The organism is Melghirimyces algeriensis (genome assembly GCF_900182565.1).
GTDB classification, from domain to species: domain Bacteria; phylum Bacillota; class Bacilli; order Thermoactinomycetales; family DSM-45169; genus Melghirimyces; species Melghirimyces algeriensis.
This window is the reverse complement of sequence record NZ_FXTI01000001.1, coordinates 266,041-292,507: the sequence shown is the minus strand read 5'-3', so window position 1 is coordinate 292,507 and position 26,467 is coordinate 266,041. Positions and strand designations below refer to the sequence as shown.

Annotated in this window: 27 protein-coding genes, 1 tRNA gene and 2 pseudogenes; 2 read left to right on the top strand and 28 right to left on the bottom strand. The window is 46.6% G+C overall.

Annotated features, from left to right (window positions below; all coding sequences use genetic code 11):
* Nucleotides 1-135: 135 nt before the first annotated feature.
* The 19 genes and pseudogenes from FN782_RS01355 to FN782_RS01270 form a co-directional block, all read right to left on the bottom strand.
* A complete protein-coding gene (locus tag FN782_RS01355; protein WP_142503968.1) occupies nucleotides 136-1,329 on the bottom strand; it encodes an alanine racemase in 1,194 nt (397 codons plus the stop codon).
* Nucleotides 1,330-1,372: 43 nt separating this feature from the next.
* Nucleotides 1,373-2,500, bottom strand: a complete 1,128-nt coding sequence (locus FN782_RS01350; RefSeq protein WP_185955965.1) for a lipid II:glycine glycyltransferase FemX — start codon at nucleotides 2,498-2,500, stop codon at nucleotides 1,373-1,375.
* 208 nt (nucleotides 2,501-2,708) lie between these two features.
* On the bottom strand, nucleotides 2,709-3,971 hold the full coding sequence (clpX, locus tag FN782_RS01345) for an ATP-dependent protease ATP-binding subunit ClpX (protein ID WP_142503967.1): 1,263 nt from the start codon (nucleotides 3,969-3,971) through the stop codon (nucleotides 2,709-2,711).
* Between the two features lie 35 nt (nucleotides 3,972-4,006).
* Nucleotides 4,007-4,378, bottom strand: a pseudogene (locus tag FN782_RS01340) (ATP-dependent Clp protease proteolytic subunit); the annotation flags it as partial.
* A gap of 159 nt (nucleotides 4,379-4,537) precedes the next feature.
* Nucleotides 4,538-5,830, bottom strand: a complete 1,293-nt coding sequence (gene tig, locus FN782_RS01335; RefSeq protein ID WP_142503966.1) for a trigger factor — start codon at nucleotides 5,828-5,830, stop codon at nucleotides 4,538-4,540.
* Between the two features lie 216 nt (nucleotides 5,831-6,046).
* A tRNA-Arg gene (locus FN782_RS01330) sits at nucleotides 6,047-6,123 on the bottom strand.
* Nucleotides 6,124-6,278: 155 nt separating this feature from the next.
* Entirely contained in the window at nucleotides 6,279-6,782 is a 504-nt protein-coding gene (locus tag FN782_RS01325) for a metallophosphoesterase family protein (RefSeq protein WP_185955964.1), read from the bottom strand.
* A 7-nt stretch (nucleotides 6,783-6,789) separates the two neighbouring features.
* The gene (locus tag FN782_RS01320; RefSeq protein WP_142503964.1) at nucleotides 6,790-7,443 is read right to left on the bottom strand and encodes an XTP/dITP diphosphatase; all 654 of its coding nucleotides are present in this window, start codon (nucleotides 7,441-7,443) and stop codon (nucleotides 6,790-6,792) included.
* Nucleotides 7,409-8,185, bottom strand: a complete 777-nt coding sequence (rph, locus tag FN782_RS01315) for a ribonuclease PH (RefSeq protein ID WP_142503963.1) — start codon at nucleotides 8,183-8,185, stop codon at nucleotides 7,409-7,411. The genes FN782_RS01320 and rph overlap by 35 nt, the downstream gene beginning before the upstream one ends.
* A gap of 135 nt (nucleotides 8,186-8,320) precedes the next feature.
* On the bottom strand, nucleotides 8,321-9,364 hold the full coding sequence (locus FN782_RS01310) for a GerMN domain-containing protein (protein ID WP_142503962.1): 1,044 nt from the start codon (nucleotides 9,362-9,364) through the stop codon (nucleotides 8,321-8,323).
* A gap of 110 nt (nucleotides 9,365-9,474) precedes the next feature.
* On the bottom strand, nucleotides 9,475-9,672 hold the full coding sequence (locus FN782_RS01305; RefSeq protein ID WP_142503961.1) for a hypothetical protein: 198 nt from the start codon (nucleotides 9,670-9,672) through the stop codon (nucleotides 9,475-9,477).
* An 82-nt stretch (nucleotides 9,673-9,754) separates the two neighbouring features.
* Nucleotides 9,755-10,576, bottom strand: a complete 822-nt coding sequence (gene racE, locus FN782_RS01300; RefSeq protein WP_142504294.1) for a glutamate racemase — start codon at nucleotides 10,574-10,576, stop codon at nucleotides 9,755-9,757.
* Nucleotides 10,577-10,726: 150 nt separating this feature from the next.
* A complete protein-coding gene (locus tag FN782_RS01295) occupies nucleotides 10,727-11,158 on the bottom strand; it encodes a MarR family winged helix-turn-helix transcriptional regulator (protein WP_142503960.1) in 432 nt (143 codons plus the stop codon).
* 283 nt (nucleotides 11,159-11,441) lie between these two features.
* Entirely contained in the window at nucleotides 11,442-11,624 is a 183-nt protein-coding gene (locus FN782_RS01290; RefSeq protein ID WP_142503959.1) for a hypothetical protein, read from the bottom strand.
* A gap of 35 nt (nucleotides 11,625-11,659) precedes the next feature.
* Nucleotides 11,660-12,529 (bottom strand): polysaccharide deacetylase family protein, encoded by an 870-nt coding sequence (locus FN782_RS01285; protein ID WP_142503958.1) that lies wholly within the window; start codon nucleotides 12,527-12,529, stop codon nucleotides 11,660-11,662.
* A 96-nt stretch (nucleotides 12,530-12,625) separates the two neighbouring features.
* Nucleotides 12,626-12,715: pseudogene (locus tag FN782_RS01280) on the bottom strand (helix-turn-helix domain-containing protein); the annotation flags it as partial.
* A gap of 16 nt (nucleotides 12,716-12,731) precedes the next feature.
* Nucleotides 12,732-14,198: a recombinase family protein gene (locus FN782_RS01275; RefSeq protein ID WP_246064804.1), complete on the bottom strand. Its 1,467-nt coding sequence runs from the start codon at nucleotides 14,196-14,198 to the stop codon at nucleotides 12,732-12,734.
* 54 nt (nucleotides 14,199-14,252) lie between these two features.
* On the bottom strand, nucleotides 14,253-14,423 hold the full coding sequence (locus FN782_RS16615; RefSeq protein ID WP_185955963.1) for a hypothetical protein: 171 nt from the start codon (nucleotides 14,421-14,423) through the stop codon (nucleotides 14,253-14,255).
* A 205-nt stretch (nucleotides 14,424-14,628) separates the two neighbouring features.
* Complete coding sequence (locus tag FN782_RS01270) at nucleotides 14,629-15,531, bottom strand: DMT family transporter (protein WP_142503957.1); 903 nt, start codon at nucleotides 15,529-15,531, stop codon at nucleotides 14,629-14,631.
* A gap of 483 nt (nucleotides 15,532-16,014) precedes the next feature.
* On the opposite strand from FN782_RS01270, the gene FN782_RS16610 reads away from it, so the two are divergent.
* Both FN782_RS16610 and FN782_RS01265 read left to right on the top strand, forming a co-directional pair.
* Nucleotides 16,015-16,191 (top strand): hypothetical protein, encoded by a 177-nt coding sequence (locus FN782_RS16610; protein WP_185955962.1) that lies wholly within the window; start codon nucleotides 16,015-16,017, stop codon nucleotides 16,189-16,191.
* Nucleotides 16,192-16,460: 269 nt separating this feature from the next.
* Nucleotides 16,461-17,501: a flavin-containing monooxygenase gene (locus FN782_RS01265; RefSeq protein ID WP_185955961.1), complete on the top strand. Its 1,041-nt coding sequence runs from the start codon at nucleotides 16,461-16,463 to the stop codon at nucleotides 17,499-17,501.
* Nucleotides 17,502-17,559: 58 nt separating this feature from the next.
* Here FN782_RS01265 and FN782_RS01260 read toward each other — a convergent pair whose 3' ends face one another.
* The 9 genes from FN782_RS01260 to cmr1 form a co-directional block, all read right to left on the bottom strand.
* Nucleotides 17,560-17,862, bottom strand: coding sequence for a DUF4870 domain-containing protein (locus tag FN782_RS01260; RefSeq protein ID WP_142503956.1), 303 nt, complete (start codon nucleotides 17,860-17,862; stop codon nucleotides 17,560-17,562).
* A 71-nt stretch (nucleotides 17,863-17,933) separates the two neighbouring features.
* Complete coding sequence (locus FN782_RS01255) at nucleotides 17,934-19,013, bottom strand: NAD(P)H-dependent flavin oxidoreductase (RefSeq protein WP_142503955.1); 1,080 nt, start codon at nucleotides 19,011-19,013, stop codon at nucleotides 17,934-17,936.
* Nucleotides 19,014-19,054: 41 nt separating this feature from the next.
* Entirely contained in the window at nucleotides 19,055-19,990 is a 936-nt protein-coding gene (locus FN782_RS01250; RefSeq protein WP_142503954.1) for a hypothetical protein, read from the bottom strand.
* Nucleotides 19,918-21,075, bottom strand: a complete 1,158-nt coding sequence (cmr6, locus tag FN782_RS01245) for a type III-B CRISPR module RAMP protein Cmr6 (RefSeq protein ID WP_142503953.1) — start codon at nucleotides 21,073-21,075, stop codon at nucleotides 19,918-19,920. Before cmr6 ends, FN782_RS01250 begins: the two co-directional genes overlap by 73 nt.
* 1 nt (nucleotide 21,076) lies before the next feature.
* A complete protein-coding gene (gene cmr5, locus FN782_RS01240) occupies nucleotides 21,077-21,514 on the bottom strand; it encodes a type III-B CRISPR module-associated protein Cmr5 (protein ID WP_142503952.1) in 438 nt (145 codons plus the stop codon).
* Nucleotides 21,514-22,338: a type III-B CRISPR module RAMP protein Cmr4 gene (gene cmr4, locus FN782_RS01235; protein ID WP_142503951.1), complete on the bottom strand. Its 825-nt coding sequence runs from the start codon at nucleotides 22,336-22,338 to the stop codon at nucleotides 21,514-21,516. Before cmr4 ends, cmr5 begins: the two co-directional genes overlap by 1 nt.
* Entirely contained in the window at nucleotides 22,335-23,435 is a 1,101-nt protein-coding gene (cmr3, locus tag FN782_RS01230; protein ID WP_185955960.1) for a type III-B CRISPR module-associated protein Cmr3, read from the bottom strand. The genes cmr4 and cmr3 overlap by 4 nt, the downstream gene beginning before the upstream one ends.
* Nucleotides 23,432-25,282: a type III-B CRISPR-associated protein Cas10/Cmr2 gene (gene cas10 / locus FN782_RS01225; RefSeq protein ID WP_185955959.1), complete on the bottom strand. Its 1,851-nt coding sequence runs from the start codon at nucleotides 25,280-25,282 to the stop codon at nucleotides 23,432-23,434. Before cas10 ends, cmr3 begins: the two co-directional genes overlap by 4 nt.
* Nucleotides 25,279-26,358, bottom strand: coding sequence for a type III-B CRISPR module RAMP protein Cmr1 (gene cmr1 / locus FN782_RS01220; RefSeq protein ID WP_142503948.1), 1,080 nt, complete (start codon nucleotides 26,356-26,358; stop codon nucleotides 25,279-25,281). Before cmr1 ends, cas10 begins: the two co-directional genes overlap by 4 nt.
* Nucleotides 26,359-26,467: the final 109 nt, after the last annotated feature.

Genomic DNA, 26,467 nt, shown 5'->3' with positions numbered 1-26,467 from the left:
TCCCCGTCGCTAGGTCACGGAAAGCATTCCACCTATTGGTTTAAGCTTAGTATGACCGCTAAACAGGAGGATAATCAAAACAGAAATACCCGCCTTGACCTGGTTAAAAACGGACAACAGCGGGTTTTTCAGGTTTTAGGAAATAACATGTTGGACTTTGCCTTTTTCTTCTTGTTGTTCAGACTCCCGTTCGTACGGAATCATCTCTTTTCCCATTTCCACTTTCCGATCAAATGTGGCAGTCGTCATACGAAGCTGAACAAGCAATTCTTCCCCCACTTCTGGCAAAGTAGCTTTGGAAGGGAAAAATAAAACGGTGGTCTGCATATGTGGCGGCTCAGCATACCAAAAGCGTTTTCCTTTATAAGTGAAGGGACTGAGTTGCAGTTTAAACAGACTTAAACCCCAAAATACGGTCAGCTTCAGTCGTTCTTTCCAACTCCGTGGAAACACGGGAGCCTCCAAACCCACTCCGTTGGCCGTACCACCCGAAACATATACCAGATAACCACTTTTCAGGGAACGAAATTGCTTATAACCAAACCGTTCCCCTCTTTTAATCTTTTTGATGTCCAAAACCGTGCTCTTTGTCTCAATAAATGATTTATCGTAAAGCCAAAGATCCGTTCCCAGGCGTATGGAAAAGTGAACCGACGGCCATTTTTTACATATATCGCGATACTGTTGACTGGAAAGGTGACTTACATACATACGACAGCAGGAAAACCCTGATTTTCTGAGCGTTTCAATCCATTCGCCAATTGCCTGTTTCTTCTGCGAGAAACTTAATCCCTCTTTTGGAAAATGGATGGATAGCCCCTTTATTTCAATATGGACACGATCTGTCTCTGCATCGTGAATCCACTGTTGAATATTGGTTGCATCTTCCAATGAAAAGCCATATCGCTTCATGGAAGACTGACATTTCAAAAGGATATTCAATTTAAACGGTGCACCCGTTTTGGCCCAGCTTCTTCTATCGTCTGACAAAATACGGTCAAATGAGGTAACCAAATATTGCAGCTGTTCCCGACTTCCAACCGTGTAGATCCGTCCAGAAACAAGATCAGATACATCCAGCTCTGTCATGACAGGCGTTAAAACAATCATTTGACGGAATGTGTATTCCTTCCCTAACTGACGCGCTTCTTCCAACGTACCCACTGCAATCTCTTCTTTTCCTTCTCTGTAAATGGTATCGGCCAAATAACGGTTACCGAATCCATAACCGTTTCCTTTAATCACGGGTACATAATCAGGATATTTGTTTTCCATGTTTCGGATATGACGTAGCCATTCCCGCCAGTTGATATATAGACTAAGACTCACATGTAAGCACCCCGATCACTTCTTCATATAACATATCAGATCCTTAACGCTTTTTCATATACATATCAAAAGCCCAGTGAAGTAACGGTTGAAGCGGATAATCCCATTCACCGATCAATTCGCAGGCTTCCCCTCCAAAGCCCAGTTTAAACCGCAACAATCCATAAAGGGGATTGGATTCATCCAGTGTATGACTAATTCCCCGGAAATCATACGTATGGGCCCCCATTGCGTGGGCATCCTGGATCATTTTCCACTGAATCGCATGGTTGGGCATTTTTTCTCTCATTTCGTTCCCGCTGGCTCCATACAGATACCATGTATGCCCGTTGGAGTATGTCGCAATGGTTGATGCCAGAAGTTTCCCTTCATACCTGGCCATATACAGCCGAATCCGATTTGGATCTTCTTTCTTCAGTTCTTTGTACATCCGTTCAAAGTACGAAAAACCGCGAACAGCAAATTGATCCCGTTCAGCTGTCACTTTTAACAGGTCATAAAACTCTTTGAGATCCTTCTCTTCCCCTTCAGATACTTCCACACCCTGTTTTTCTGATTTTCGCACATTTCGTCGCCAATTGGTATGAAATCCGGCAAAAATATCATCGAGTGAGCGGTCTTTCAGCGGAAGCCGGAATACATACTGGGGCTGAATGGCAGAAAAACCACCTTCACTCTCTTTTCTTCTCCACCCCATCGCATTCAGTTCCTGCTGAATATATTCTGCATGACCATCCAATTCATCGGGACCCACATCCCGAAGTGTTTTTCCTTTAAGATTATGTTGACGTATTTCCTTCAGGAATTTTTTAATTGTCGGTGTTTTCCACTTGGCCCGTGTGACCGGCGGTTCCATCTTGACACTGAACACATTTTTTTGACGCAAATAGTCAAATAAAGGCTCAAACATTTCTTTTAATTCCTTTGTAGTCCAGTCAATTACTGGTCCACGAGGTATGTAGGCCAAATATTTGTTCATACCAGGCAGTTTCCGGTACAAAACCAGTGCGCAACCAACCATACGTCCCTCTGCATCAAACCATCCCAACAGATCATTTTTCCATTCTGTTTTCAGATCTCCCCACGAGGGATATTGCATAAAATTCCCCAAAGACTGCGTTTTGATAAAGGACAGATAATCTTCCCTCGATACAACTTCCACTTGCACCATGAAAACCACAGCTCCTCTAAAGATTTCCCATCCATAAATTACGGTATTTCACCGGGAAAAAGATCCGAAAAGGAGAATCAAAGATAGCACAAATTTTGTTCAACTTCTTCCCGTCGACATTAGTATTCTACCATAGTTTAAGGTTTTGTAACGAAAAACGAAGACCAAAATAATAAACGCACCCTTTTCAGGATGCGTTTCAACCCATTTACGCACTTTCTTCTTTTTTATTAACCGTCTGCCCTTCCTGGGTATTCAACTCCGGAGCCACTTTATTGACTACGGTGGCTTCGGTCACCACACATTCCCTCACATCGTCCCTGGAAGGTAAGTCGAACATCACATCCAACATGATCGACTCAATGATCGCCCGAAGACCCCGTGCACCCGTATTTCGTTTAATTGCCTCATCCGCGATGGCTTTTAATGCACCTTTTTCAAATCTGAGCTGTACATCGTCCATCTCCAACAGCTTTTCATACTGTTTGACAAGAGCATTCTTGGGTTCCGTCAGAATCCGTACCAAGGCCTCCTGATCAAGTGGTTCCAAAGCAGAAATTACAGGGAGCCTTCCGACGAATTCTGGGATTAAGCCGAAACGCAACAGATCCTCAGGAAGCACCATTTTCAGATATTCACCCGGTTTTAGATCCGCTGTGTTGCTTTCCGATCCAAAACCAATCACTTTTTTGCCAATCCGGCGTTTGATGATGGATTCCAGCCCATCAAACGCTCCCCCGCAAATAAAGAGGATATTGCTTGTGTCAATCTGAATAAACTCTTGGTGCGGATGTTTACGTCCACCCTGGGGAGGAACACTGGCCACTGTTCCTTCCAATATTTTCAAAAGCGCTTGCTGAACCCCTTCCCCCGATACATCCCTGGTAATCGAAGGGTTTTCCGATTTACGGGCCACTTTATCAATCTCATCGATATAAATAATCCCTCGCTCCGCTTTTTCCACATCGTAATCGGCAGCTTGAACCAATTTCAAGAGGATATTTTCCACATCCTCTCCCACATAACCCGCTTCCGTCAGCGATGTGGCATCAGCGATGGCAAAGGGAACGTTCAAAATTCGCGCCATGGTTTGAGCCAGCAACGTTTTACCACTGCCTGTCGGTCCAATCATGACAATATTGCTCTTCTGCAGCTCTACATCGTCCTCTTTTTGGGAGGAATTAATCCGTTTGTAATGGTTGTAAACAGCAACAGCAAGAGACTTTTTAGCCGATTCCTGCCCAATAACATACTGATCGAGAATCTCATTAATCTCTTGAGGCTTGGGCAGATTCTGAAGATCGATATCTTCTTCGCCACCCAACTCTTCCTCTACAATCTCACTGCAGAGTTCAATGCATTCGTCACAAATGTATACTCCGGGACCAGCCACCAACTTCCGAACCTGATCCTGGGATTTACCACAAAAGGAGCACTTGAGTTGCCCTTTTTCTTCATTAAATTTAAACATTCGTATCACCCCTCTCAAAAATCCTCAGCGGGTGATCACTTGATCCACCAAACCGTTAAGAGCTTCTCTGAGCTCCCAAAGAAATCACGATCAGAACCCCGCTCTATTTTTGACAGCGGATTCCCCACTCCGATCGGCGTGGATCTGTATGTCAGCGGCTTGGCCGCGCACACCTCCAAGCGGTTGGTGAATCATCACCTCGCTGTCGGGCAAAGCAAAACGTTTCCCTTTGGTACCAGCCGCCAACAGGAATGCCCCCATGCTCGCAGCCATGCCCCACAAAAAATGGTGAAACGTTGGGTTTTATGTACGGAATCGCATCGTGGATTGCCATCCCCGCCGCAATGGACATCAGGTATGTACAGAGAAATATCTTTATCCGAATCCTCCGCTGTCAAGAACAATATTGGAGACTTGGTCGTTTTAAAGCCACCAATTCAAATCATTCGATCTTTCAAAAGGCATAATGAGCGACTTCTTCTCCCCTGAAATCCTTCCCTCCTTTCCGGATGGTTTAAAAACAAGGCACGCTTTCAACGTGCCTCGCTTTTTCCGTCCTATTTTCATTATGCCGTATTTTTACTATTGGATACAAGTAGGTCAACCGTTTTTCGGATCTGTACCTCATCACGGATTTGATCCATTCCGCCCTGAGCTTGCAGGAGTTTACGGACTTCTTCTTGCTCCCGTCCCATCTGTTCTGCCAATTTTTTCAGTTCCTCGTCTACTTCCTCATCACTGACTTCCACTTCCTCCGCTTCAGCGATGGCTTCCAAAACCAAACTGGCACGAACTTTTTTCTCCGCGTCATCTTTAAACTGTTCACGCAGATCAGATTTTTCCTGCCCAGTAAATTGTGCATACTGATCCAAGGTAACGCCTTGCATTTGGAGTTGTTGCTCGAATTGACGCATCATCTGATCAATCTCACGTTCCACCATCACTTCGGGCAGATCGATCTCTGCATTTTCAGCCGCCTTTTCAACCAAGGTGTTACGTTTGTAATTCTCTTCCTCTTTAGACTTTTGCTCTTTCAGTTTATTCTCTGTATCCACTTTCAATTCTTCCAATGTATCAAACTCACTGACATCCTGAGCAAATTCATCATCCAATTCAGGAAGATTCATCCGTTTGATTTCATGCATGACGACCTTGAAAACCGCATCCTTGCCAGCGAGATCCTCTGCATGATAATCCTCCGGGAACTGAACAGAGATATCCTTTTCCTCTCCTGATTTCATCCCGATCAACTGCTCTTCAAAACCAGGGATAAATTGGCCGGACCCCACTTCCAACGTATATTTTTCCGCTTTACCACCTTCGAAGGGTTCTCCGTCAACAAATCCTTCAAAATCAAAGGTTGCACGATCTTTCTCTTGTACCTGGCCGTCTTCCACAACTTCCAGGGTACCTTGTCGCTCCTGCATTTTTTTCAACTCGGATTCCACATCTTCTTCTTTGACGGAAAAGTCTTTTTCCGGCACTTCCAACCCTTTGTACTCACCGAGTTTCACTTCCGGTTTCACTGTCACCGTTGCCTTAAAAATAAAGGGCTTTCCTTTTTCCACTTGTTCAATATCGATTTCCGGTTGATCCACTGGTTCAATACCCGTTTCTTCAACAGCCGAAGGATAAACTTCCGGAACGGTAATTTCCACAGCATCCTGGTAGAGCGTTTCCACTCCAAAGCGTTTTTCGAAAATCGGACGGGGAACTTTTCCTTTTCGAAAACCCGGAACGTTTACATTCTTCACCACTTTCCGAAACGCTTGATCCAGCGCCTTGGAAAATTGTTTTTCATCCACCTCAACCGTGAGAACCCCACGGTTATTTTCAGTTTTTTCCCAACTTGCCTTCATCAGACTGTTTCCCTCCTGACGAACTCTATTTGAAACCATACGGGACAAATCAGCCGCTTCCCGTTGAGGGTTCCGTACCAATACAACTGTTTCATTATACCATATGCGCACTCCTTTGCAAGAGAAGCCACGCAGGCACAATAAAAGCCCCTTTCAGGGGGCAGATCAGATATAACTGTATTCTTCCCGGATGAAACCGGGAAAGCAATTGGTATCTGGCGTCCCAGGAGAGATTCGAACTCCCGACCGACGGCTTAGAAGGCCGTTGCTCTATCCAGCTGAGCTACTGGGACAGATCGATAAAGTCGCACGATATATATTATACCACAAACAGCTTTCTGTCAAGAAAAACTTTATTCAAATCCAAGATAACTGAAACGATCGCCATGGCTTCAAGATCATCAGGAACAGCCCTCCCCCGCAAGCCTCTGGCTTTACTTTCCACATGTCAAGGACGAAACACCCCACCCCTTTCAGGGATTGTTTCCCCCTCCGGCGTATAAAACGTGACAGAGAGTTTCCTCTCAGCACCCATTTCCACCACAGCATACGAAGGTCGGGGAAACCCGCGCGGGTCCACCAAACTGCCCGGATTGATCAGCAGAACGTTTCCCACCTGTTCGCAAACCGGAAAGTGGGTATGACCAAAGCAGGCAATCGTTGCTTCAATCTCTTCCGATCGATACTGCACCGGCAACAGGGAGCTTCTTACTTGATAACGATGTCCATGTGTAACAAAGAAGCGGTGTTCATTCACATCCCACCAATCTTCCTCAGGAACATCCTCCCAATCGCAATTCCCTCTCACCACAGTCAGTGAGCATTTAGGAAGCTGGTCTCGACGGGTACAGAAGTCGCCACAATGAATCACATGATCCGCCTGGGCCTGATCGACGACAGAATGAAGGGATTTCCCGTCACCGTGTGAATCGCTGACAACAAGAACACGCATCAGGAAATCACTCCTTGGAAAGACTCTTCTGATCAAAATCAAATTTTTCATTCAGCAAATGGATTAACCGCTCCGTTGCATGCGCCCGGTGACTGATCTGATTCTTCACATGCGGTGGTAACTCTGCCATGGTGCAACCCCGATCCGGAAGGAAAAATACAGGATCATAGCCAAATCCATACTCCCCCTGGGGATGAAAGGCGATTCGTCCCGGACACTCTCCACGAACGATAAACGTTTTTTCTCCAGGAACGGACAAAGCGAGAACACAAACAAAAGAAGCCCCCCGCTTATCCTGTGAAACCCCTTTTAGCTCATACAGCAACTTTTCTACATTTTGCTCATCCGTTGCTCCCAATCCGGCATAGCGAGCCGAGTAAACACCAGGAGCTCCGTTCAGGAAATCGACCGATAACCCGGAATCATCCGCAAAAACAGGTCGTCCCAAAACCTGTGAAATGGTTTCGGCCTTCTTCCTGGCATTGCCCTCAAACGTATCCTGATCCTCGATAATTTCCGGAAGCCCCTTAAACGAATGGAGCCCTACGACTTTGATTCCAAGCTGTTCACGAAAAATAGAGTTCAATTCACTGACTTTATGTTTGTTTTGCGTGGCAAACACCCATTCATTCCGATTCCATTCTGCTTTGGTTGTCGTCATTCGCCTTTCCTCCGATCAACGTTCCTGCTTCCTTCAATAATTCTTTTTGATATTGGATCAAGGTTTCCGTTCCTTGCTTGGATAACTCCAACAGCTGATTCAATTCTTCAGGAGAAAAAGGGGATTCTTCCCCGGTCCCTTGAACCTCTACATATTTGCCCGAACCGGTCATGACGACATTCATATCCACTTGAGCTTTGGAATCCTCTTGATAGCAAAGGTCAAGGACCGGATCACCATCCACAATTCCCACACTTGTCGCAGCCAAGTAGTCTGTAAGCGGCATAGAATCAAGGGTCCCACTGCGAACCAAACCATACAAAGCTTGACCTAATGCCACAAATGCACCGGTAATGGAAGCCGTCCGGGTACCTCCATCCGCCTGAATGACATCGCAATCCACCCAGATCGTCCGTTCACCCAACTGATCCAACCGAACCACAGAACGCAGGCTCCGGCCGATCAACCGTTGAATCTCCATGGTCCGTCCGCCCACTTTTCCCTTGCTGGACTCCCGGACGGTCCGGGTCTGGGTGGCGCGGGGCAACATCGAATACTCCGCTGTGACCCAGCCCTTTCCGGTACCCCGAAGGAAAAACGGTACGCGTTCCTCCACAGAAGCTGTACAGATTACTTTTGTATCCCCGACACAAATATAGACGGACCCTTCCGCATGTTTAATATAGTCGGGAACCATTTGCACTTTTCGAAGTTCATTATATTGCCGTCCGTCTATTCTCAAAATCATACCCCTCCAATATATAGTTTTTTTATTATAACACAGCACCTCAACCGGTGCGAGGCACCAAATTCAAAAGAAAAAGAGGCGTTCAACCACCTCTTTCGCCTTACCATGCCCACATCTTGCAAAAGCCACTCACATTTCTGCAGGGTTAATCCGTTCAGGTCGGGTAACCGGTTTTTCAAAATTGTCTCCACCCTGATCTTCCAGATCCGACTTTCCTTCAACAGTAATTTTCACTTTTTTTGCTGCAGTATTTTCTGTCAGTGACAGTACAATCGCATGAAGGGCATTTCGGGAAGCCTTTTTATCATCACTGTATTGCAACAATTCCTTACTGAAATCAGCTGTAGCTGTATCTCCTTTGATCTTTACGCTGTTTACCTTGATCGCCTCTGTCAACGCACTAACCAGTGGAGATCCATGTTCAGGACCTTTTGCAAGCTCATTGATCACCGCTTTAGCCACATTCTTCTGCGAATTGATCATCCGGGTGACGGGAACATAATAAACCGTGTTATCCTGGGTTTGCCCAAGAAAATACAGCGTTACCGGCATACTGTGACTCGCTTGGGTCCCTTTGGCCAATTCCAGATTGATTCCCCCATTTCGCGTCATTCCCTGGGCGGGGGTTTTCCCTTTTGGCATCGCTTCCAGTGCCTGTCCATCCACCCGGATGTCCACTTCTTTCACGGAATCAAAACCGGTCAATGTCCACGTTACTGCACTCAGTATCTTTTCTTCCATCTCCTTTTTATAATCCAAAAACTGTTTCGAAAAATCAACAGTCGCCGTACCATCTTTAATATCCAACCCGTTGATTTGGGTTCCCTCAGGTAAAATACCGCTGAACCCTTCTGGCAAATCCGATTCCGCCGGGCCTCCTTTCACCATATATTCCATGGCTTCTTTGGCAATCCCCTCCACCTTAGGAACATTCATTGTATAAGGAACGACGTAACCTGCATCGGTCATAAAGTAAAGCTCCAATTCATCCTTATGCTTTGCAGCGGAATCATCTTTGGAAGAATCGGATGAATCTTCTTCTTCCTTTTCCATATTCTTAGGGGGAGGATCGATTGGAGCGGACTCCTTTTTTTCTGGTCCAAAGAGACATCCTGTCAGAATGATTGGAAATAGCAGCAGAGGAACGATCCCTTTCCATAATCTGTAGCACATAATTTTTCCCTCCTGGGACAAAGTTCTAGTATATGTATACGAGCCCTGGAAGGAAATATCACACTTTGTTTGTTTCCCCAGAATGTTTGAGGGAAATGAAAAATACTCCCCTAAAGGGAGTGAGGTTCATGACAAAGTGGTGAAGGGGAGATATCCGTCTCCGCATCTCTTTCCTCCAGCAAAGAAGTGGAAGGAGTCCGCTTCACCCCCTCCGGTTCCAACCAGCGGCCAAAAGGGGAAGCAGGTTGTCCGCTAAACGGTTGGGACCTCCAGGGGTTCCGCTGGGTCGTCGGAAAAGGATGTTCCACCGGATCTCCCCCTCTTATTTATCTTTGTCAGCAGTCTCACTCCCTAAAGGGAGTATTTTTTGCTTAGACAGGAACTATGGAGCTAACCCGCAGGAATCTCTTTCAGCTCAGGTAACGCCACCTGCTTTACTGTTACCGGCTGTTCCAACCATCGTTCAGCGATGAACTGAAAAATCTCTGGTCTTCCACTGGTAAAGAAAAGGTGTTCACCCTGCTTGGATATACCATCGTATTGAATGCCCTTTTGATGTAGAACCGTACTCAGTTCACGGGCCGTCTCTTCAGCAGAACTGATCAAGGCGACTTCACTTCCCATTTCCTTTCCAATAAGCGAAGAAATCAAGGGATAATGAGTACACCCCAATATCAACGATTCCAAGCGGTGTTCTTTTAACGGAGCTAATGCCTGTTTCACAATTTGGCGAGCCGACCCATCATCACTTTCACCACTTTCCACCAAAGGAACCAAAGCGGGACAGGGATGACTGACGACATATAAATCTGGATCGATCTGCTTCAACGCTTTCTCATAGGCTGAGCTGCGAATGGTTCCCTGTGTACCGATTACACCGATTCTTCCCTGGTGGGATTCTTTAACGGCAGCGCGAGCACCTGGTTCAATCACTCCCAGTACAGGGATGGAAACCTCCCGGCGAACATCCTCCAGGGCGACCGCAGTAGCTGTATTACAGGCAATGACCAAAGCTTTCAAAGGATAAAGAGATAAATAACGAACAATTTCTTTGGTAAACGCATTCACTTCTTCCGGAGTCCGGGGACCGTATGGACAACGCAATGTATCTCCGAAGTAAATTACTTTTTCCTTGGGCAATTGCCGAAACACTTCCTTTACCACTGTCAAGCCACCAACACCGGAATCCAAAATACCAACGGCTCCCCGCATTATATATTGATCCGTCAAATTGTTCATCCTCCAGTAATGTAAATAACTTGGCTCCTTATCCTTCAACCTATGTCAAATCAATTGGATTGGTTTGTGTTAGAACCCTGCCAAAACCTTAAGTGATTTGTAAGTCGTTTGAAGGAACAGGAATTATCGATTCATTTCTTTGTGCAGAAGAGACAAATGTTCGGATATGTTCCTTACTTCTGATTCGGAAAACCGGGAAAGAATACCAGCCAAATAGGCTTGACGGGCCTCCAATACTTCAGAGATGATGGATTCCCCTTTTTCCAAAAGGTGAATTTGAACCACTCTGCGATCCCTCTTATCCCGCACTCGTTCCACCAGCTGGTTTTTTTCCATCCTGTCTACCAGGTCAGTCATTGTACTGCACGCTAGATACATCTTCTGACTCAATTCCCCGATTGTCATATCCCCTTCCTGATTCAACCATAATAATGCAGCAAACTGAGGAGGAGTAATGGGGAATTCCTCCAAAATATCCCTTCCTTTTCGTTTTACGATCTCGCTAATCTCCCTTACCAGCCGTTCAATCTCCGACACCAATTCATTTGTAGTCATAGCGCGGTACTTGCCACCGAATATTCACACAAACAAGCCTGTCTTTCCAATACGTATCATTTCTTGTTACCCAAACGGGCAGTTGCTTACACCTATCAGTCATTGTGAGAAAACGGTGACAACACCCTCCCCCCCTCCTTATATCCCACTTTTCCGATTATTTACAGATACACCTTGGTTCCTGGAAAAATGCATCGTTCGTTTTCGTGAATAGGAACCAAAACCACTCGCTTACATAGTAACGGATCAACAAGCCGGAAACAAGCATCTTCCATTGTTGCTCTTAAAAGATAAATGATGACATCCTACAGAAGGCTTTCTCCCGCAGGATGCATGCTGAGGTTGATGGCAAAGTGGAGAGAAGAGTCCACTTCATCCCCTCCGGCACCAACCAGCGGACACAATATCCGCTAAAGGGTTGGAACCTCCAGGGATTCCGCTGGGTTGTCGGAAAAGTATGCTCCATCGGAAATCCCCCTTTTATTACTTTTGTCAGCAGTCTCATGATCCTTTTTTCACCATCTCCGGAACGGTGACAAAACGAATGCCATCCGCTTTCAAACGAGGAATGATTTCATCCAAGGCTTCCACCATGGTAGATAAATCCTGTGTCCAATGCCCACCGCTGTGAAATAAAATGATGGAACCCGGATGGGTATTGCTCAGTACATTATGCTTGATCTCCTCTGTAGGGAGTTGCCGCCAGTCCAGAGAATCGACAGACCAACCGGTGATGTAATACCCCATATCCCTGAGTCTGCGTAAACGCTTTTCATCCATTTCCCCATAGGGTGCACGAAAAAACCGAGGACGATCACCCGTCGCTTGCTGAATCGATTTTTCCGTTTCCCGTACCTCCCAGTCCATCCGTTCCACACTTTCTTTTGGCAAGTTAGGATGCCAATACGTATGATTGCCAATTACATGGCCTTCATCCCGAATGCGACGGGTCACCTCCGGCAACGCCTTCACCCGTGAACCCATCAAGAAAAAGGTCGCCTTGACACGGTGCTTTTTTAACACATCCAACACTTGTGGAGTAAATCGTTGATCCGGTCCATCATCAAAAGTGAGCGCCACTTCGTTCCGATTTCTAGGTGCTCGCAAAACAAAAACATCAGGGTATTTCCTTTGCAATAAATCATTGGATACAGGATGCGGTTTACGGATGGAGTATTCAGGCCCTCCTTCAAGCGTTGGCAAATTCGCCACTTCCCGTTCCTTTGGCGAAAAATAGGTAGATGGTTGGGGATGTTCCGGTGATGATGGCTGTTTTGGCTGACTTTTCTGGGTACCGGGCATGCATCCGGTCAGAGTACTTAGGAATAAAAGGGTGCATAAAAGGAAGATAGACCTCCAATGAAAAACCATTGTTTATTCTCCTTTTCAGTGTTTTTTTCAGTGTACTTCCAAATGCCAAAAACCATACAAAAAAACCCTACACAGAGGGTAGGGCCAAAACACAGACTAAATTTCCAATTCTCCGAGCCGGACTAATTCCACCACTGCCTGAGACCGTCCTTTTACATTCAGTTTCTGCATCACATTTCTTATATGCACCCATTGCAAACCATTACTGGACTGGCATCTCAAATGAATAATCCACCTCAGTCGCCCCGTCCGGGTAAACCCGAATTTCATCAATCAATGTCCTCATGAATTCATACAAGTCCTGATTCTGCTCTTGCAGACATTCAAAAGCCTCTCGAAGGGACTCCATATGTTGTTCTCTATATTCTTTTTTCTTTAAAATGGATATCTGATCGTAAATGGCGCGGATTTGCCGGTCCACCTCTGTTCTTTTTTGCTCAAATTCCTCTTTATCAATCAATCGGTCCAGATACAATTCCAGTAAACGTTTTCGTCGCCTTTTCCATCGCTTTAGGCTTCGCCTGTATTGAAACAACTCATCCTGTTTTCTCTTCTCCAGTTGATTGGTAAGCAGCAAAGGAAAGGATTCCCCTTTCTTTTGCATATGATTGAGGATCATGGAACGGAATGCTTCATATGTAATCGGCTGATGATTGACACATCCCCCTCCACGACGCCATTTACTGCATTTCAAATACTTCCAGTGAACTGTACTGCCATCCACCCGTTTGCGATAAGACTGTACGATCACCATATGGCATCCACACTCACTGCACTTGGCTATTCCACGAAATTCATTCCATGGGGTAACTTTTCTCCTTGAAACGTTGTCATCCTTGCGGTTGGCAATCTGCCACTCGGTTCGAGAGATGATTGCCGGATGATGATCTTTAAAATATAACCATTTTTCCGGGGGATTCCGGATCTGTTTGCGCCGTCCATCTCTCTTAACCGTCGTATATTGATTCAGGATAAAATCGCCACAATAAACAGGGTTTCGGATAAGCCGCTGAACGGATGTGACCTGCCACTTATCGATCAACTTCGGCTTGATTCCACGGTTGTTTAGTTCATTCATAATCCGTTTATAACCCCAACCTTGGTTGTACCAACGATATATCATCCGCACGGTTGTCGCTTCTTTTTCATTGATCCTGAGGAATCCGTCTGTTTTGTCATAACCGAATGGAGTCTTACCAATATGCTCTCCTCTGCGCACCTTTGCGGCGAGCGCAGCAGAAATCCCAGCAGATAGTGTCCGGCTGTATTGAGCAGAGAACAATGACCACAATTCAAAAGCCATATCATTTTTCCCCTCTTTTTGGGAATCATATCCTTCCTCCACGGAAATGATCCGAACGTTATGAGCCATAAACACTTCACGGATCTCCAATGAGTCTTTTAAGTCCCTGGCCAAACGGCTGATGGATTTAAACACAACCATTTGAATCTCTTTTCGCTTGGCCTTCTCCAAAATCAGTTGGATGGAAGGTCTCTCTAAAAACAGCGTTCCACTGATTCCTTCATCTTTGAACACCTGATTTTCATCCCATCGATAACCATTGCGCTCCAGCCAGTTTCGACAAATATCCATCTGATTCTCCACCGAAGCGATTTGCTCATCCTTATCGGTTGAAACTCGGACATAGACTGCGTAGGTTGTACTCATATGTCCCTCCATTCGCAAAAATCGATGTACGGTCAAAGACGAAAAAAGCCACCTCTAATCGGTGGTTCCTTCAAAATCCCTTCTGTTTTTGTTCATGGTTTTTTCTGTTTCCTGTATCTCAAAATAGGGTTCCAGTGCCTTCCGAAACGTCTCTTTCATCGGTTGCGTACCATAAGTCTCTTTCACTACTCTTAACAACGCTCTTTTCCTGGTTGTCTTTTTCATGCTGACCACCTCTATCCTGAAACTATGCAGGGTGGACAGTTGTACGTCCCTGTTTTTTCATTAAAAAAACAGAAGGAGCCAAACGGATCATACAGTTACGAATGTTGAACAGATCAAGTTCTTTTTTCAACAGAAAAAAGCAAAAAAGACAGATTCCCAGATTCCCTTAAGAATCAGGCATCTGTCTTATCAACTGAACACGGATTTATTGTTTTAACACTTCATTCTTCACTCTATTATTTGCTGAGGTGGATAAAAGAAGCATGGAAAGAAGCAGCACAATCACTCCAACCCACCCATAAGCATGTAATTGTTCATCCAGCAAGGTGACGGCCAACACAGTGGCGGTTAAGGGCTCCAACAATCCTGCTACGGAAGCCTGTGTCGCTGTTGTCCGTTTCAGCCCCCAAATATAGAGGATATAGGCAAGTCCGGTCGGAACCCAGCCCAGAAGAAACAGCGCCCCCCAAATCTGCAGGTCCAAAGGTGGAAAAGTAACAAAAGGAAGCATCAACAAGGCGCCGATCGAGAAAGCCCAGGCGATAATGCGAAAGGGCTCCATCCCGGAAAGAAGCCTTTTCCCTACCAGAGTGTAACCACCGTAACAGAAGGCGGCAACAAGCGCCAATCCATTGCCCAATAGGAAATGCGTATCGGATAGACCACTCAAACTGTCCACTCCGATCAGCAAAGCAGTCCCTGTAATCCCCAGAAGCAAAGCCCAACCGGTTTTCCGGCTCCAGGGTTCACGGAGAAACCAGCGGGCACAGACTGCCACCAATACAGGAGCCAAACAGATGGTGATGAGCGTCGCCGTGGATACCATGGTTCGATCCACCGCAGAAAAATAGCTGATCTGATAGCCGGCAATCCCTGTACCAAACAAGAAAAGAAGGTGCTTGTGCGAGGTGTGTAACGGTTGAGCACTTCCACGTCTCTTTCTCTCCATCCAGGCTGCCAGAAGCATCATTGGAACACCAAACAGAAGGCGCCACGCCCCTATCGTAAGCGGTGCCAAGTGATGTTCCACACTTAACCATTTCCCGATTAACCCAGCTGTTCCCCACATCATCGCCGCCATACAAACCAACAACATTGCAAAACGCAATCTGATCCCCTCCCAAATATCTAATGGAGCGGGATCAAGCTGTTTCCCCACCTCTCAATCCCGCTGTCAATCCTTTGCGGGAATGAAGGGAGGGGGGAGGACACCCCGTAAAGCCATGGACCTTCCCTCCTTCAATCAGATATATATATTATAATAATTCGCTACAATTAAAACACATTATATTTCCAAGAGAATGATTGGTAAAATGTAAAAATGAAACGTTACTTGATATCGATCTGTTTTTTTCCATCCCCCTTGTAACATTGATTGAAACTGTATGGCAATGGTTTGGTTTCCATTGGCATGGGTTTCTAACTTGGTCTTTATATTTTGGACTCCTCTTACTAGGTGCCTACTTTACCAAATATCTGATAACAAAGGAAGACTAACCCTTTGAATTGAATGAACATGATTGGAGCCAAATCTCTCGAAAACGTTCGTTGGAATCCCAATCGTTTAGTAAAATGGAATAGAGGTGATACAATGAATCGCTATTTTATGTTCGTCTGCTGTGTGGCCATCCCTCTGGCGGTGCTGATTCAAATGGTATCGGAATGGTTTGGTTTCCGTTCACATGGGATTCTAAACTGGTCTTTAAATGTGGGACTCCTCTTACTCGCTGCCTACTTTACAAAAGATGCGAAAACAAATAAACATTAACATTTGCAATTCTCGATCCTTAGGTGGGATCGGGTATTTTTATTACTGATCAAATATTGTTTTCCTGACAGATCAAGCAATATCTTCTCTTTATGTTGTCAGATCGATTAATTGGTCATATAATCAATAAATGAACATTTGCTCATATAATCATCCATCAAACCAAAAAGACTGCTATCAGTAAGAATCTAAGGCGGTTGCACCTGAGAAGTACACGTTGCTGTTTTGGGTAAATATACCGATCATGAATTATAAGGAGAATGTAACAGATGATGAACAGATTTGATGTCATTGTTGTGGGCGCTGGGCAAGCTGGGTTGGCAATGGGATACGATCTGAAAAGGAATCATCGCTCATTTTGTATATTGGAATCCAATCAACGGGTAGGGGATTCTTGGCGTAAACGGTACGACTCCCTTGTTTTGTTTACTCCCAGAGTTTACAGTCAACTCCCCGGTATGAACGCTTCCAGAGACCCCCATACATATCCGACCAAAGATGATATAGCAGCCGATCTTGAAGCCTATGCTCATCGATACGCGTTACCCATCCACTTTCAAACAACCGTTCATTCATTGGAGAAACGAGATGGCCGATTCATTCTGAAAACCAACCGTGGAACCTATCAGGCAAATAAAGTAGTGATCTCCACCGGCCCTTTCCAGCAACCCTGGATTCCATCCTTTGCTGAGCAGTTATCTCCTGACATTGTACAAATGCATTCCTCTTCTTATCGAAATCCAAACCAATTGCAGGATGGAAACCTGTTAATTGTCGGGGGAGGAAATTCAGGTGCTCAAATTGCCGTGGAATGTGCGAAATATAGACAAACCTTTCTTTCCGTCAGTCGTCCCTTGAAATTTATGCCTTTACAAATCTTTGGAAAAAGCATCTTTTGGTACTATGAAAAGCTTGGGCTAATGGATGCTCCCACTACAAGCAAAAAAGGAGTATGGCTGAAAAAGCAGCCAGAAATCATATATGATTTGCATTTAAAAAGCGTGTTGAAAAGCGGAGACATCACCCTGAAATCCAAAGCGATTTTCACCACCTCTGGCCATGATGTAACCTTTGAGGATGGTACCCGGTTGGAAGTTCAAAATATTATTTGGGCCACCGGTTTCCAATCCGACTATCACTGGATTCAAATCCCGGATGTACTGGATGCCACTGGTCAACCCAAGCATAAAAGAGGGGTAAGTCCGGTAGACCAACTTTATTTTTTAGGCCTACCCTGGCTTTCCTGCCGAGGTTCCGCATTATTGGGATGGGTCGGAAAGGATGCTCAAGCTCTGATGCAATATCTATGAGATCGTGAAAATCGCTCGCCGGATGTTTCCGGCGAGCGAACGGTTTGTTTACCCTGTGTTAATCGATCCATGATCCAATGATCGGATACTCAAAGGGACGATCTTGCAGGGCTCTTACGATCCCTATAATCGGCACAATGAAACCAATCAAACTGAACAGAATCAAAAACGGCAAACCGATCAGGACAAAGGAGAAGAAATAGGAGATCCCAACCAGCAACCAGATGACAAAATGAAACACCAGCGCCTGCAAGGCCAAACGTTTTAACTCCTTCTCCGTGGCCAGCAACCAGACAATCAGTGGGACCAACGCTGGAGCAAACCATGTACTGGCATGGAGTACAACTTTAATGATCCGCATGTCGCTTCTCCTCCGTGTGTATTCGCTACTGTTATTCTACGTACAGTAAATACTTTCTGATTCCGCTTTTATCACATCTTATGAAATAAATCAACCAAATCCGTCACTTCTTGATCCACCCGATGTAACAGATCCCCTGCCGATTGCAACTGACCGAGTGAGGCCGCTTGTCCGCCCCACAAAGACATAACCTCCGTATTGCCCTGCTGGGAGGCGGCTTTGCGTAAAGGCTTGGTCAGAGCATTTTGTATCGGATAAGGCGGGATGGTTCCTGAATAGGATTTCATTTCCTGAATGAATGCATTTTGCATCCCGCGAGCGGGTCTGCCGGAGAAGGCTTTGGTGATTACGGTAGATTCATCTGTACTCTGAAGCAGGGCTGTTTTATGCCGTTCGTGTGCTCCGCTTTCTACGGTGGTTAAAAACGCAGAACCCATTTGCACCCCGGAGGCACCCAGAATCAAACTGGCCAACACACTCCTGCCGTCCATGATTCCCCCCGAAGCGATCACAGGGATGGACAGTTGATCTGCCACTTGTGGAATCAACGCCATCGACCCAATGTACGGCATGTTCTCCGCATGTTGAAAAGTTCCCCGATGCCCACCTGCTTCGCTTCCTTGCACCACAACCGCATCCACACCCTGCTCTTCCAACGCCAGGGCTTCCTTTACTGTCGTTGCCGTCCCCATCACCCAGGTTCCGTTCGCCTGAAGTTGTTGGATGATGGATGGCTCCAGAGTACCAAACGTAAAACTGAACACGGGAACCTTCTCTTCCAGGACGACGTTCAATTGATCCTCAAAAGCGAACCCCGAACGAGATGTCTGCCCCTGCGTGGTAATCCCCCGTTTCTTTTCTACAGCATGCAGATAGTCCTGCATCTGTTGAACTGCTTCTGCATCTTCCTCATAAGGGGTGGGAATCATTAAATTCACTGCAAAGGCACGCGTTGTTTTCTGACGAATCTCCATAATCGCCTCGCGCATCGCTTCCGGTGACATATACCCGGCCCCCAACGTTCCCAGCCCCCCGCCATTGGAGACAGCCGCCACCAGATCCGGTGTAGTCACTCCCCCCGCCATTCCCGCTTGCACAATGGGGAGGGAAAGGTTCACGCGTTCTGTAAGCTTCGTTTGCTTCCACGTCATAAAAGAAGCCTCCGTTTACTGTAGGGTATCGATTTGGGTAATCAATGGAAAATTTGCGCAAAAGCATACGTATGGGTCGTTAAAGAAACTTGGCTTCTAGCAAATTGATACCACCGATAGCTTTTGATTTCTTTCATCATATCTTCATTTTTTATTTCACCCGAACAATAAATCACTATTGGAATGGTATCTTTATGTTTCTTCAGTTCATCCAAGACGTCAGCAATACAGGAATCTTCTTGGCTATTGGATTCCGTATCATATTCATATAAAACAATATCTACTTTTTCTTGAGAAAGATGATGAGCCAAATTGTTGTCGGGTAAAGCTCGATATTCAATTTTTTTCCTGCTTAGAGGAGAGGTCGACACAATATCTTTTAATTCATCTCGATACAAAACAAGTATGTTTGAATTTTGAAACCAAGATTCCTTGGCAATCATCGTTTCCAATTCATTTACCTTATGTCGCAACTCGGTTACTTTACTCTCCATCAATTCATAAAACTTCTGGTTTGCTTCCTTCTCTAATTTCTCCTTCATTTCTTCTACTTGCTCTGTGTATTCTTTTTGGATATTTTTAATAGCCTTTTTTGAATGAAAACCAAAAAAGAGCAAAACTCCACCAACGACTGAAACGGTTACGGCAGAAATACCTATTACCATGTTTGAAAACATCTCCCATTCCTTCTCAACAAATTGCCGATAGGACTTGGTCTCCTCCTTCAAATAATCATAACTGTCATCCTTGGCGCTTAATTTGTCCACTTTTTGTTCCAATTTCTCCACTTTATCGGAGAGATCCTTTTCGTTCTCGGCAAAGGCAGTGGGGGAAATGAACACCAGCAGGGCAAGGAAGAAGGTGACAGCGATTCCCCAGATGGATAATTTTTTCGTCACGTTCACTACACCTCTTTGCACAAAATCGCATGAATCCGGGCGATTTTCTTTTTGTTCTTCGGGTTGGGCTTTTTCCATTGATCCGACCTATATTCCTGATACCAATCGATCAAATATTGAGCGATTTGTTGCTGTTCCTCTTTCGGGGTCGTCTCCGCCTCCATTCGGGGAAGCCACTTTTCATTCATCGATTGCATAAAACGCCCCGCATCATCTTCATAGCCATCCTGGACCATCTCCCTCATAATCGGAGGCAGTCGATTCCGTCTCCGTTCTGCTTCCGCTTGCTCCCGCTTCTTTTTCCACTCGTCCAGTTTTTGTGAGTCCATTTTAAACCGTCCATACCCCACAGCGGTCTTGGCTCCGGCACCAAACCATTTCAATGCTTCTTTTAACCACTTCAACAATATTTTTCTATGGTAGATCTCTTTTTGTCCCCCCGGTCGGCGTGGGGCAATCGCAAAGACAAACGGTTGACCTTTGGCCACTGTAAGAAACGGAATGGGCACCGGGTCATGGCGGTCGTGGGGAGGATTTTGTTCAGGGTTCGCGTAATACGGACCATAGTGAGGGGTCATGATATCCATTTCCAATTGAACCGTTCCTTGGGGAAGGGCATCGAAGAAAATCCATTCCCCAACCCTTTTTTCCGATCCCTCTGCTTTGGGTTCCGGCCCTAACAGACGGTGGGCCAATGAAGCATTTCCCGTTTCGTTCGCCCAGGCGCGGACCATCCCCTTGACGGAAGAGCCCGGCAGATAGGGGGTTCCCAAGGTAGGGTGCCAGGCAAAGCCGTTTTCCACGGGATGGGAGCGCCCCAATCCCGTCACAAACCGGCTCTCTGTTTTCATAGGGATGAAACAGCCAGAGCGGGCCTCCACCAGCCGTTGCATGCGCTGGACCGCTTCCTGAATCCGGGATGGATTCCCCACCTCCTTTTGCATCTGACCGTTCTCATCCTTTGGTTCAACCGTTACGGTTTCCATCCAACTCTGCTTCTTACCCTCTTCTAAAACCCAGAGTCCTTCATCATCCTCCTCCATCGTCCATCTATCGCAAAACTTGTCATACCAGAGACCCAGATGGACATCTTTCTTTTGCCCCGGCCATCTATATCCGAGATCAATATGTTTTTTCCGATATAAGGGTCGATGAAAGCCCACGTTACTTTGCCCCTCCTTCCGGCTGTTTCAGATACGCTACAGCCAACTTCTTGTGCCACTCCAGCCAGGCCAATGCTTCCGCCTGTGCGTGCATATAGGAACTCCGGCCACCGTTTATGATCGCTTGCAAAATATCTTCTTCCCCGGAATACGGCGCTTTAGATTCCTTCTGACAAAGCCAATCACTTACATGTTTGTAAAGCAAATAGTGCGGATCTTCCGTCTTTTCCCCCCGCTGGGCCGCTGCCAACAGTTGAGCCAATGCCTGACCCAAACCATTGGTCAAGATCGTAGCCGGAAGCCGTTCCACATAATCGGCATAACTGTCCTGCCACGCTTTATCCGGATACATTTTCAGAACGTCATCCACTTTGTTCATCGCGTCCTTCGCCCGGCGCTGATCCAGCGTGGGTTGATCCTGTCCAAGATGTTGGTTCATCATGCACCCTCCCATCCATCCGCGGAAATCAGGCACCATCCCTGACCAATCGTCTCATTGCCACCCATTTGGATATACCGGTGTCTTTTCAGATGGTTCATCACATTGGATAAATCGCAATCTTTCCCTCCCGGTCGAAGCATCAATAAGGTATAGAGCACGGTATCCACAGGCAAGGTTTCCTCCGACCACAAGTTTTGACTGGTTTTTTCCGCGGATAACTGGTTGCGAATCTGTACCGGCAAGCTGTAGCGGGCAAGATGTGCAAAATCGTGATTGCTGACAATCGCCAATTGCTCCTTCAGACGATGACAGACCTCCTGATGACCGATCAAGGGAGCAATCTGCCTTGTTAAATCCTCCATGAGTTCTGCATCCGTCCTGGTTTGAAAGCTTAATTCCTCCAAAAACAGCCCTTCGGTTTGATCCGCCACGACGGCCTGTTCAGGATGGACCTGGGGCTTCTGAAACGTCATGGAATGTCCAATCATCGAGGCATCCCGCTCCAACCGCTCCAAAATATAGGGACAGGTGACCCAACGGTACACCCCCTGCAACGAACGAACCGGCAACAATAAGAGGCGCGCATCCGTCACCGCGATCAACCCGGCATGTTCCTGTTCACCAAACCAACGGGATGCCTCTTTTTTCTTATCTTCCTGGATCATCTTATCGCGTAACGCACCCTTCATACTGGAGCCGACTACAACGGGATAACCCGTCGTCGATTCACGGGCTACCGGCAGATCGATGGCTCCATTGTGCTGCCCACTCCCTGGATGCATCATCGTTTCTGTCAATAATCCAATCATTTTGGCTTTCATGGTTGGATAACCTCCCCATTCCATTGTCCAATCACCAGTTGTCCCATTCCGTACTTCATTTTCTGTCCAACGATGCGACCATGCAGTTGAATCACCTGATCCCATGCTTCTTCATTGGCTTCCATCCACCATGTACTGCCGGCAGGAAGCAATGCTTGCAAAGGACGTGGTTTATTTTCCTTCAAATCCCATCCGCCGATCAATTCCGGCTTCCCAATACTGGCGGACCAGCATTTACCCGGCAACTCCGGTGGTTTCTCACACACCACATCGTTTACGTTCTTGTATTGTGCCGGTGTGATTAAGGTTGCGGTATAAAAGAGGCGTCCGTTCTTCGTATAAAGCTCTGGCCGTTTTGGCAACCAAGCCTGCAAACCGTCGTTCTCATCGCTGACGTCCACCATCGCCATACGCCCTTCACCGCCCAGGGGAATGGTCGTCCGTTTGGGATGCCAATCAGAAGGAACTCCATCTACACCCACAACGACGGACAACCCCTCTTCAGGACGGGTATGAATCGACGTATATAAGTGATGATCCTTGGCCGTGCGGGTCTTTTCATCCCGCATGATCCCCACCCGTCGCTCCGCTTTCCATAAATCCTCCGGTGTGATTATCGCTTCGGATGGCGGAATCTCCCCCGCCAAAATCTCATTTATTCCTTGCAAGGTGAGCCATGCTTCCAAATGTTTTCCTTTGATGCTGTCATCCTCCGGTACAGGCAACCGAACCATGCCCAGATCCGTCTCCACCTCTGAACCCGGTTTCAGACGCGTCAACTGCCATGCCCCCGTTTGATCCTTTTTCCCAACCAACGAGTATGGCACCGGGTACAACAGCGTTTCCTGCCATTTTAAAAACGGTCCGAGCAATCGCAAATCCCCTAAATCATCCCAACACCCCAATGGATGCGGTAATGGTTTTTTGGGAACCCATCCCTGTCTTCGTGCCAACGTCGTTCGAATCGCCCCCTGAAGGGTTTGCATCGGGGGCGGAAACCCGCTTTCCGGTTGAACGGCACTGGATTCACCTTGATGAAAGGGCATTCCTTTGCGAAAAAACCAGGTATCCAATGGGTGAAATGTCCACCACTTCAATCCTGCCCCCTCCCTTCTGTCGCCAGGAAATGGGCGATCAGCGCCCCTTCTGTGCGAAAGCGACCCGTTTGGATGTTTTTGTGAGGGTCCCGCCATTTCTCAAGGCAGACGGACATTAATGCCTCCATGCGTTCCTCTGCCTGTTCCCGTGTAGCTGTCCCATTGCTGCGTCGGTATTCCGCCACCAACAATTGCTGAATTCTCTCCTGATACGTTTTTTGATCCTTCTCATCCGGATCATGCCATGGCTCCAACCGCGAGCGCAGATGATGGAAAAAGGAAGGGGTGTACGCCTGTTCACCTTGAATCTGCCGGGCGACCGTTTCCAGCACCGATTGATCCGTTTGACCCTTCAGCGCTTCCTGCCACGGGCATGACCAGGTCCACACCGGTCCGCCCCCCTTCCAGACCCGGATCGCCAGACTGTCCCGTCCGCAAGCCCTTTTGGCCACATCATCCAGCAATTCATGGGCATTCTTTAGCACGCTCTGCAATGGAGCCTTGTAGTGAGCGTAGACTAACGCCGCAGAAATGGATGCCTCACTGGAAATATCGGCAAATGCGCGCTGATAGGCTTGGCGCAACCTTACCGCCGCCGGTAATCCGTTTTTCAAAGGAAACAGCGCCAATACATCATCCCCACCGGCATAGACTGTAAACCCTCTTTCTTCTTGAACAATTTCCGGCAAATCCGCAGTAAACTGGGCTAAACCCTGACTCACCTTTTCTCCTTGGTCATCCAACAACTGCCCCAATTGGTCCCCGTCCATTAACAACAAGGCATAGAATGGGGAGGGGGTATCCTTTCCTTCATCTGTCAACCGATATAGCGATTGATATAGCGCTTTCTGCAATGCTGCCTTTTCTTCGCTGGTTTGCTCCCAACCATGTTCCCGCCAGTAATTCTCCCGCTGGATGTTGGACAGAAAAAAGGCGTTTCCTTCCAACTTATAAAATTTGGAATCCACCTCATGTCCAGGATCTTCGGAACACATAATCTTGGCCTGTTGGGCCAGTTGAGTAAAGTTCCTCATCTCCTCCTGTTGCTCTTTCCTTCGGGAAAAGATCCATGGCATGGCAGCCAGATACCCTGTCGAAGGAAAATTGAGAGCTCCTTTGGGAAGCTTCCATTCCAATGCTTCCTCTGCCACCAATGGATAAAAGCGTTTAATCAGGCCGATTGCGCTTAAGCGTTCATTTTCCTGCAGATCAAAGGCAGAGATCCACTTTTTCTCGCGGATCGATTCCCAAAATTCTTGTTGCTGTTTCGGTTCACGAGACCGGACAAACCCGGACAACTCCTGCAAATTTCCGGTCAAGGTACATTTATCCCCCGGTTCTGATGGTGGAAAATGGGAGTGCCAGTATTTGCGGCGGCTTAGCAGGGAGGAATCATTACCCATGACCCAGGAGATCTCCCAGAATTCATCGACTTGACGATCCCAAATCGTTTTGGTCGCTTCTGGACAACCATTGGGAAACACTTTTTTCCACACGGCGTTTGCTACCTTTTTCCAGGCGCAGTCAACTGCTTCCGCGATCTCTTTTGGATGTGTGTTTTTGCAAATCTGTGCCTGAAACCGGTTGGGCAGTGAACCGATTCCTGCGGAAAGAGATGTTTTCGGGGTTTCCCCATCGTAGATCGCCTGGAGTAAAGGATCCAAAATCTTCTTGTTCTCATCATGGACCAGGGGATAACGAATTTCCCCACCTCTTCTTAACACTTCAGCCATCGCTTGTCCGCTCAAAAAAGACAATAAAAACGAACCCGCCAGCAGATCCCGGGTCCTGCGCGCCTGCGATACAAAGGATTGAACCGGTCCAATCGTCAGCTGTAAGGTTTTCAATCGCCTCCTGCCTCCCATCTGTACCCTTGATTCTGAAGATGATGGCGAAATGCATCCAATGTTTCCGCAATTTCAACCGAAAGGGTTTGATCTGGTTGCTCTTCCCCTTTTTCATTTCGGCAGACCACTTGATCGATTGAAGTATCAGTGGATAACACTGTCACAAACGGGTAATATTTTTTTCCAATTTTCACTATTCGCATCCAAATTGGAGAAGCGTTTCGGTCGCCTTTTTTCGGACTAAATGTCTTTTGTTCCTCTTCCTGTTTAATTATCAATGGTAACCCAACCGCTGCCCCCTTGGACCACTTTTTCCTTCCTGATATCTCTCGATCTCCCTCTTTTTCTCGGAAGTCCTTCAACGTCTTTCCGAGCTCGTCCATCGCTAGTTTCCAGTCGTGATAACCGTGCATATGTAAATGAAACGTACTTTTTCCATCCAACACCGTATGCTTTGGTTCGGTTGAACGTTTTCCCAGCCACCCCTGAATTTGATCCATCCCGGATTGAAAGGCATGCATCCATTCATGCGGTTTTTTTTGCCGATGGATAAGCGGCAGGCTGAACGGTTCTGATACGGAAGATTTGGGATCGATGCTTTTCAGTGTCAGACTGCCAAAGCCCCGGCGGGACCGGGAACCCAATCCACCCATATGCCCCAACAACCACACGGACGCCATCAACCGCTTCCAATCCTCCTCGTTTCCATGATCATCCAAATGACCCCGACGATAAAAGGAAATCTCAAATGAGGTGCCCACAGAGATCGGCTCTCTATTTTTTTTGATGGAAAACGACAAATAGGAATACCCTACTCCCTTCCTCCATTTTTTTTCATATTTTTCAGGTTGTGATATTGTTTTCAACCGCATTAAAAACCGGCTCTGTCCTCCTTTTTCTCCACCGCTTCCAAAGAGTTGCGGCTCATGTTTCCAGTAATGGGGATCAACCGCCCGATACCAGAAACGCAACGCGCCTTTGATCGATGGAATCCGGATTTCCGCTCGGCTTTGATCCGCTCCAAACATCAACATGGGTGTAACGGTTTGAAACCCTGCGGTCACAGTTTCTTTCATATAACCCCCTCCATCCGTTCATAGTGACATAATTGATTTCGATAAAAAATGTTATTTTTCCTTTCCATCCATATCATTTTAATCAATTATAATATTCTAAACATTATAG

Excerpts from the sequence above, each read along its gene's own strand:
- FN782_RS01350 (WP_185955965.1), bottom strand. The coding sequence starts at position 2,500 with ATGGTGCAAGTGGAAGTTGTATCGAGGGAAGATTATCTGTCCTTTATC.
- clpX (WP_142503967.1), bottom strand. The coding sequence starts at position 3,971 with ATGTTTAAATTTAATGAAGAAAAAGGGCAACTCAAGTGCTCCTTTTGT.
- tig (WP_142503966.1), bottom strand. The coding sequence starts at position 5,830 with ATGAAGGCAAGTTGGGAAAAAACTGAAAATAACCGTGGGGTTCTCACG.
- FN782_RS01325 (WP_185955964.1), bottom strand. The coding sequence starts at position 6,782 with ATGCGTGTTCTTGTTGTCAGCGATTCACACGGTGACGGGAAATCCCTT.
- FN782_RS01320 (WP_142503964.1), bottom strand. The coding sequence starts at position 7,443 with ATGACGACAACCAAAGCAGAATGGAATCGGAATGAATGGGTGTTTGCC.
- FN782_RS01310 (WP_142503962.1), bottom strand. The coding sequence starts at position 9,364 with ATGTGCTACAGATTATGGAAAGGGATCGTTCCTCTGCTGCTATTTCCA.
- racE (WP_142504294.1), bottom strand. The coding sequence starts at position 10,576 with ATGCGGGGAGCCGTTGGTATTTTGGATTCCGGTGTTGGTGGCTTGACA.
- FN782_RS01295 (WP_142503960.1), bottom strand. The coding sequence starts at position 11,158 with ATGACTACAAATGAATTGGTGTCGGAGATTGAACGGCTGGTAAGGGAG.
- FN782_RS01290 (WP_142503959.1), bottom strand. The coding sequence starts at position 11,624 with ATGGAGCATACTTTTCCGACAACCCAGCGGAATCCCTGGAGGTTCCAA.
- FN782_RS01285 (WP_142503958.1), bottom strand. The coding sequence starts at position 12,529 with ATGGTTTTTCATTGGAGGTCTATCTTCCTTTTATGCACCCTTTTATTC.
- FN782_RS01275 (WP_246064804.1), bottom strand. The coding sequence starts at position 14,198 with ATGAGTACAACCTACGCAGTCTATGTCCGAGTTTCAACCGATAAGGAT.
- FN782_RS16615 (WP_185955963.1), bottom strand. The coding sequence starts at position 14,423 with ATGAAAAAGACAACCAGGAAAAGAGCGTTGTTAAGAGTAGTGAAAGAG.
- FN782_RS16610 (WP_185955962.1), top strand. The coding sequence starts at position 16,015 with ATGAATCGCTATTTTATGTTCGTCTGCTGTGTGGCCATCCCTCTGGCG.
- FN782_RS01265 (WP_185955961.1), top strand. The coding sequence starts at position 16,461 with ATGATGAACAGATTTGATGTCATTGTTGTGGGCGCTGGGCAAGCTGGG.
- FN782_RS01260 (WP_142503956.1), bottom strand. The coding sequence starts at position 17,862 with ATGCGGATCATTAAAGTTGTACTCCATGCCAGTACATGGTTTGCTCCA.
- FN782_RS01255 (WP_142503955.1), bottom strand. The coding sequence starts at position 19,013 with ATGACGTGGAAGCAAACGAAGCTTACAGAACGCGTGAACCTTTCCCTC.
- FN782_RS01250 (WP_142503954.1), bottom strand. The coding sequence starts at position 19,990 with ATGGAAAAAGCCCAACCCGAAGAACAAAAAGAAAATCGCCCGGATTCA.
- cmr5 (WP_142503952.1), bottom strand. The coding sequence starts at position 21,514 with ATGAACCAACATCTTGGACAGGATCAACCCACGCTGGATCAGCGCCGG.
- cmr4 (WP_142503951.1), bottom strand. The coding sequence starts at position 22,338 with ATGAAAGCCAAAATGATTGGATTATTGACAGAAACGATGATGCATCCA.
- cmr1 (WP_142503948.1), bottom strand. The coding sequence starts at position 26,358 with ATGAAAGAAACTGTGACCGCAGGGTTTCAAACCGTTACACCCATGTTG.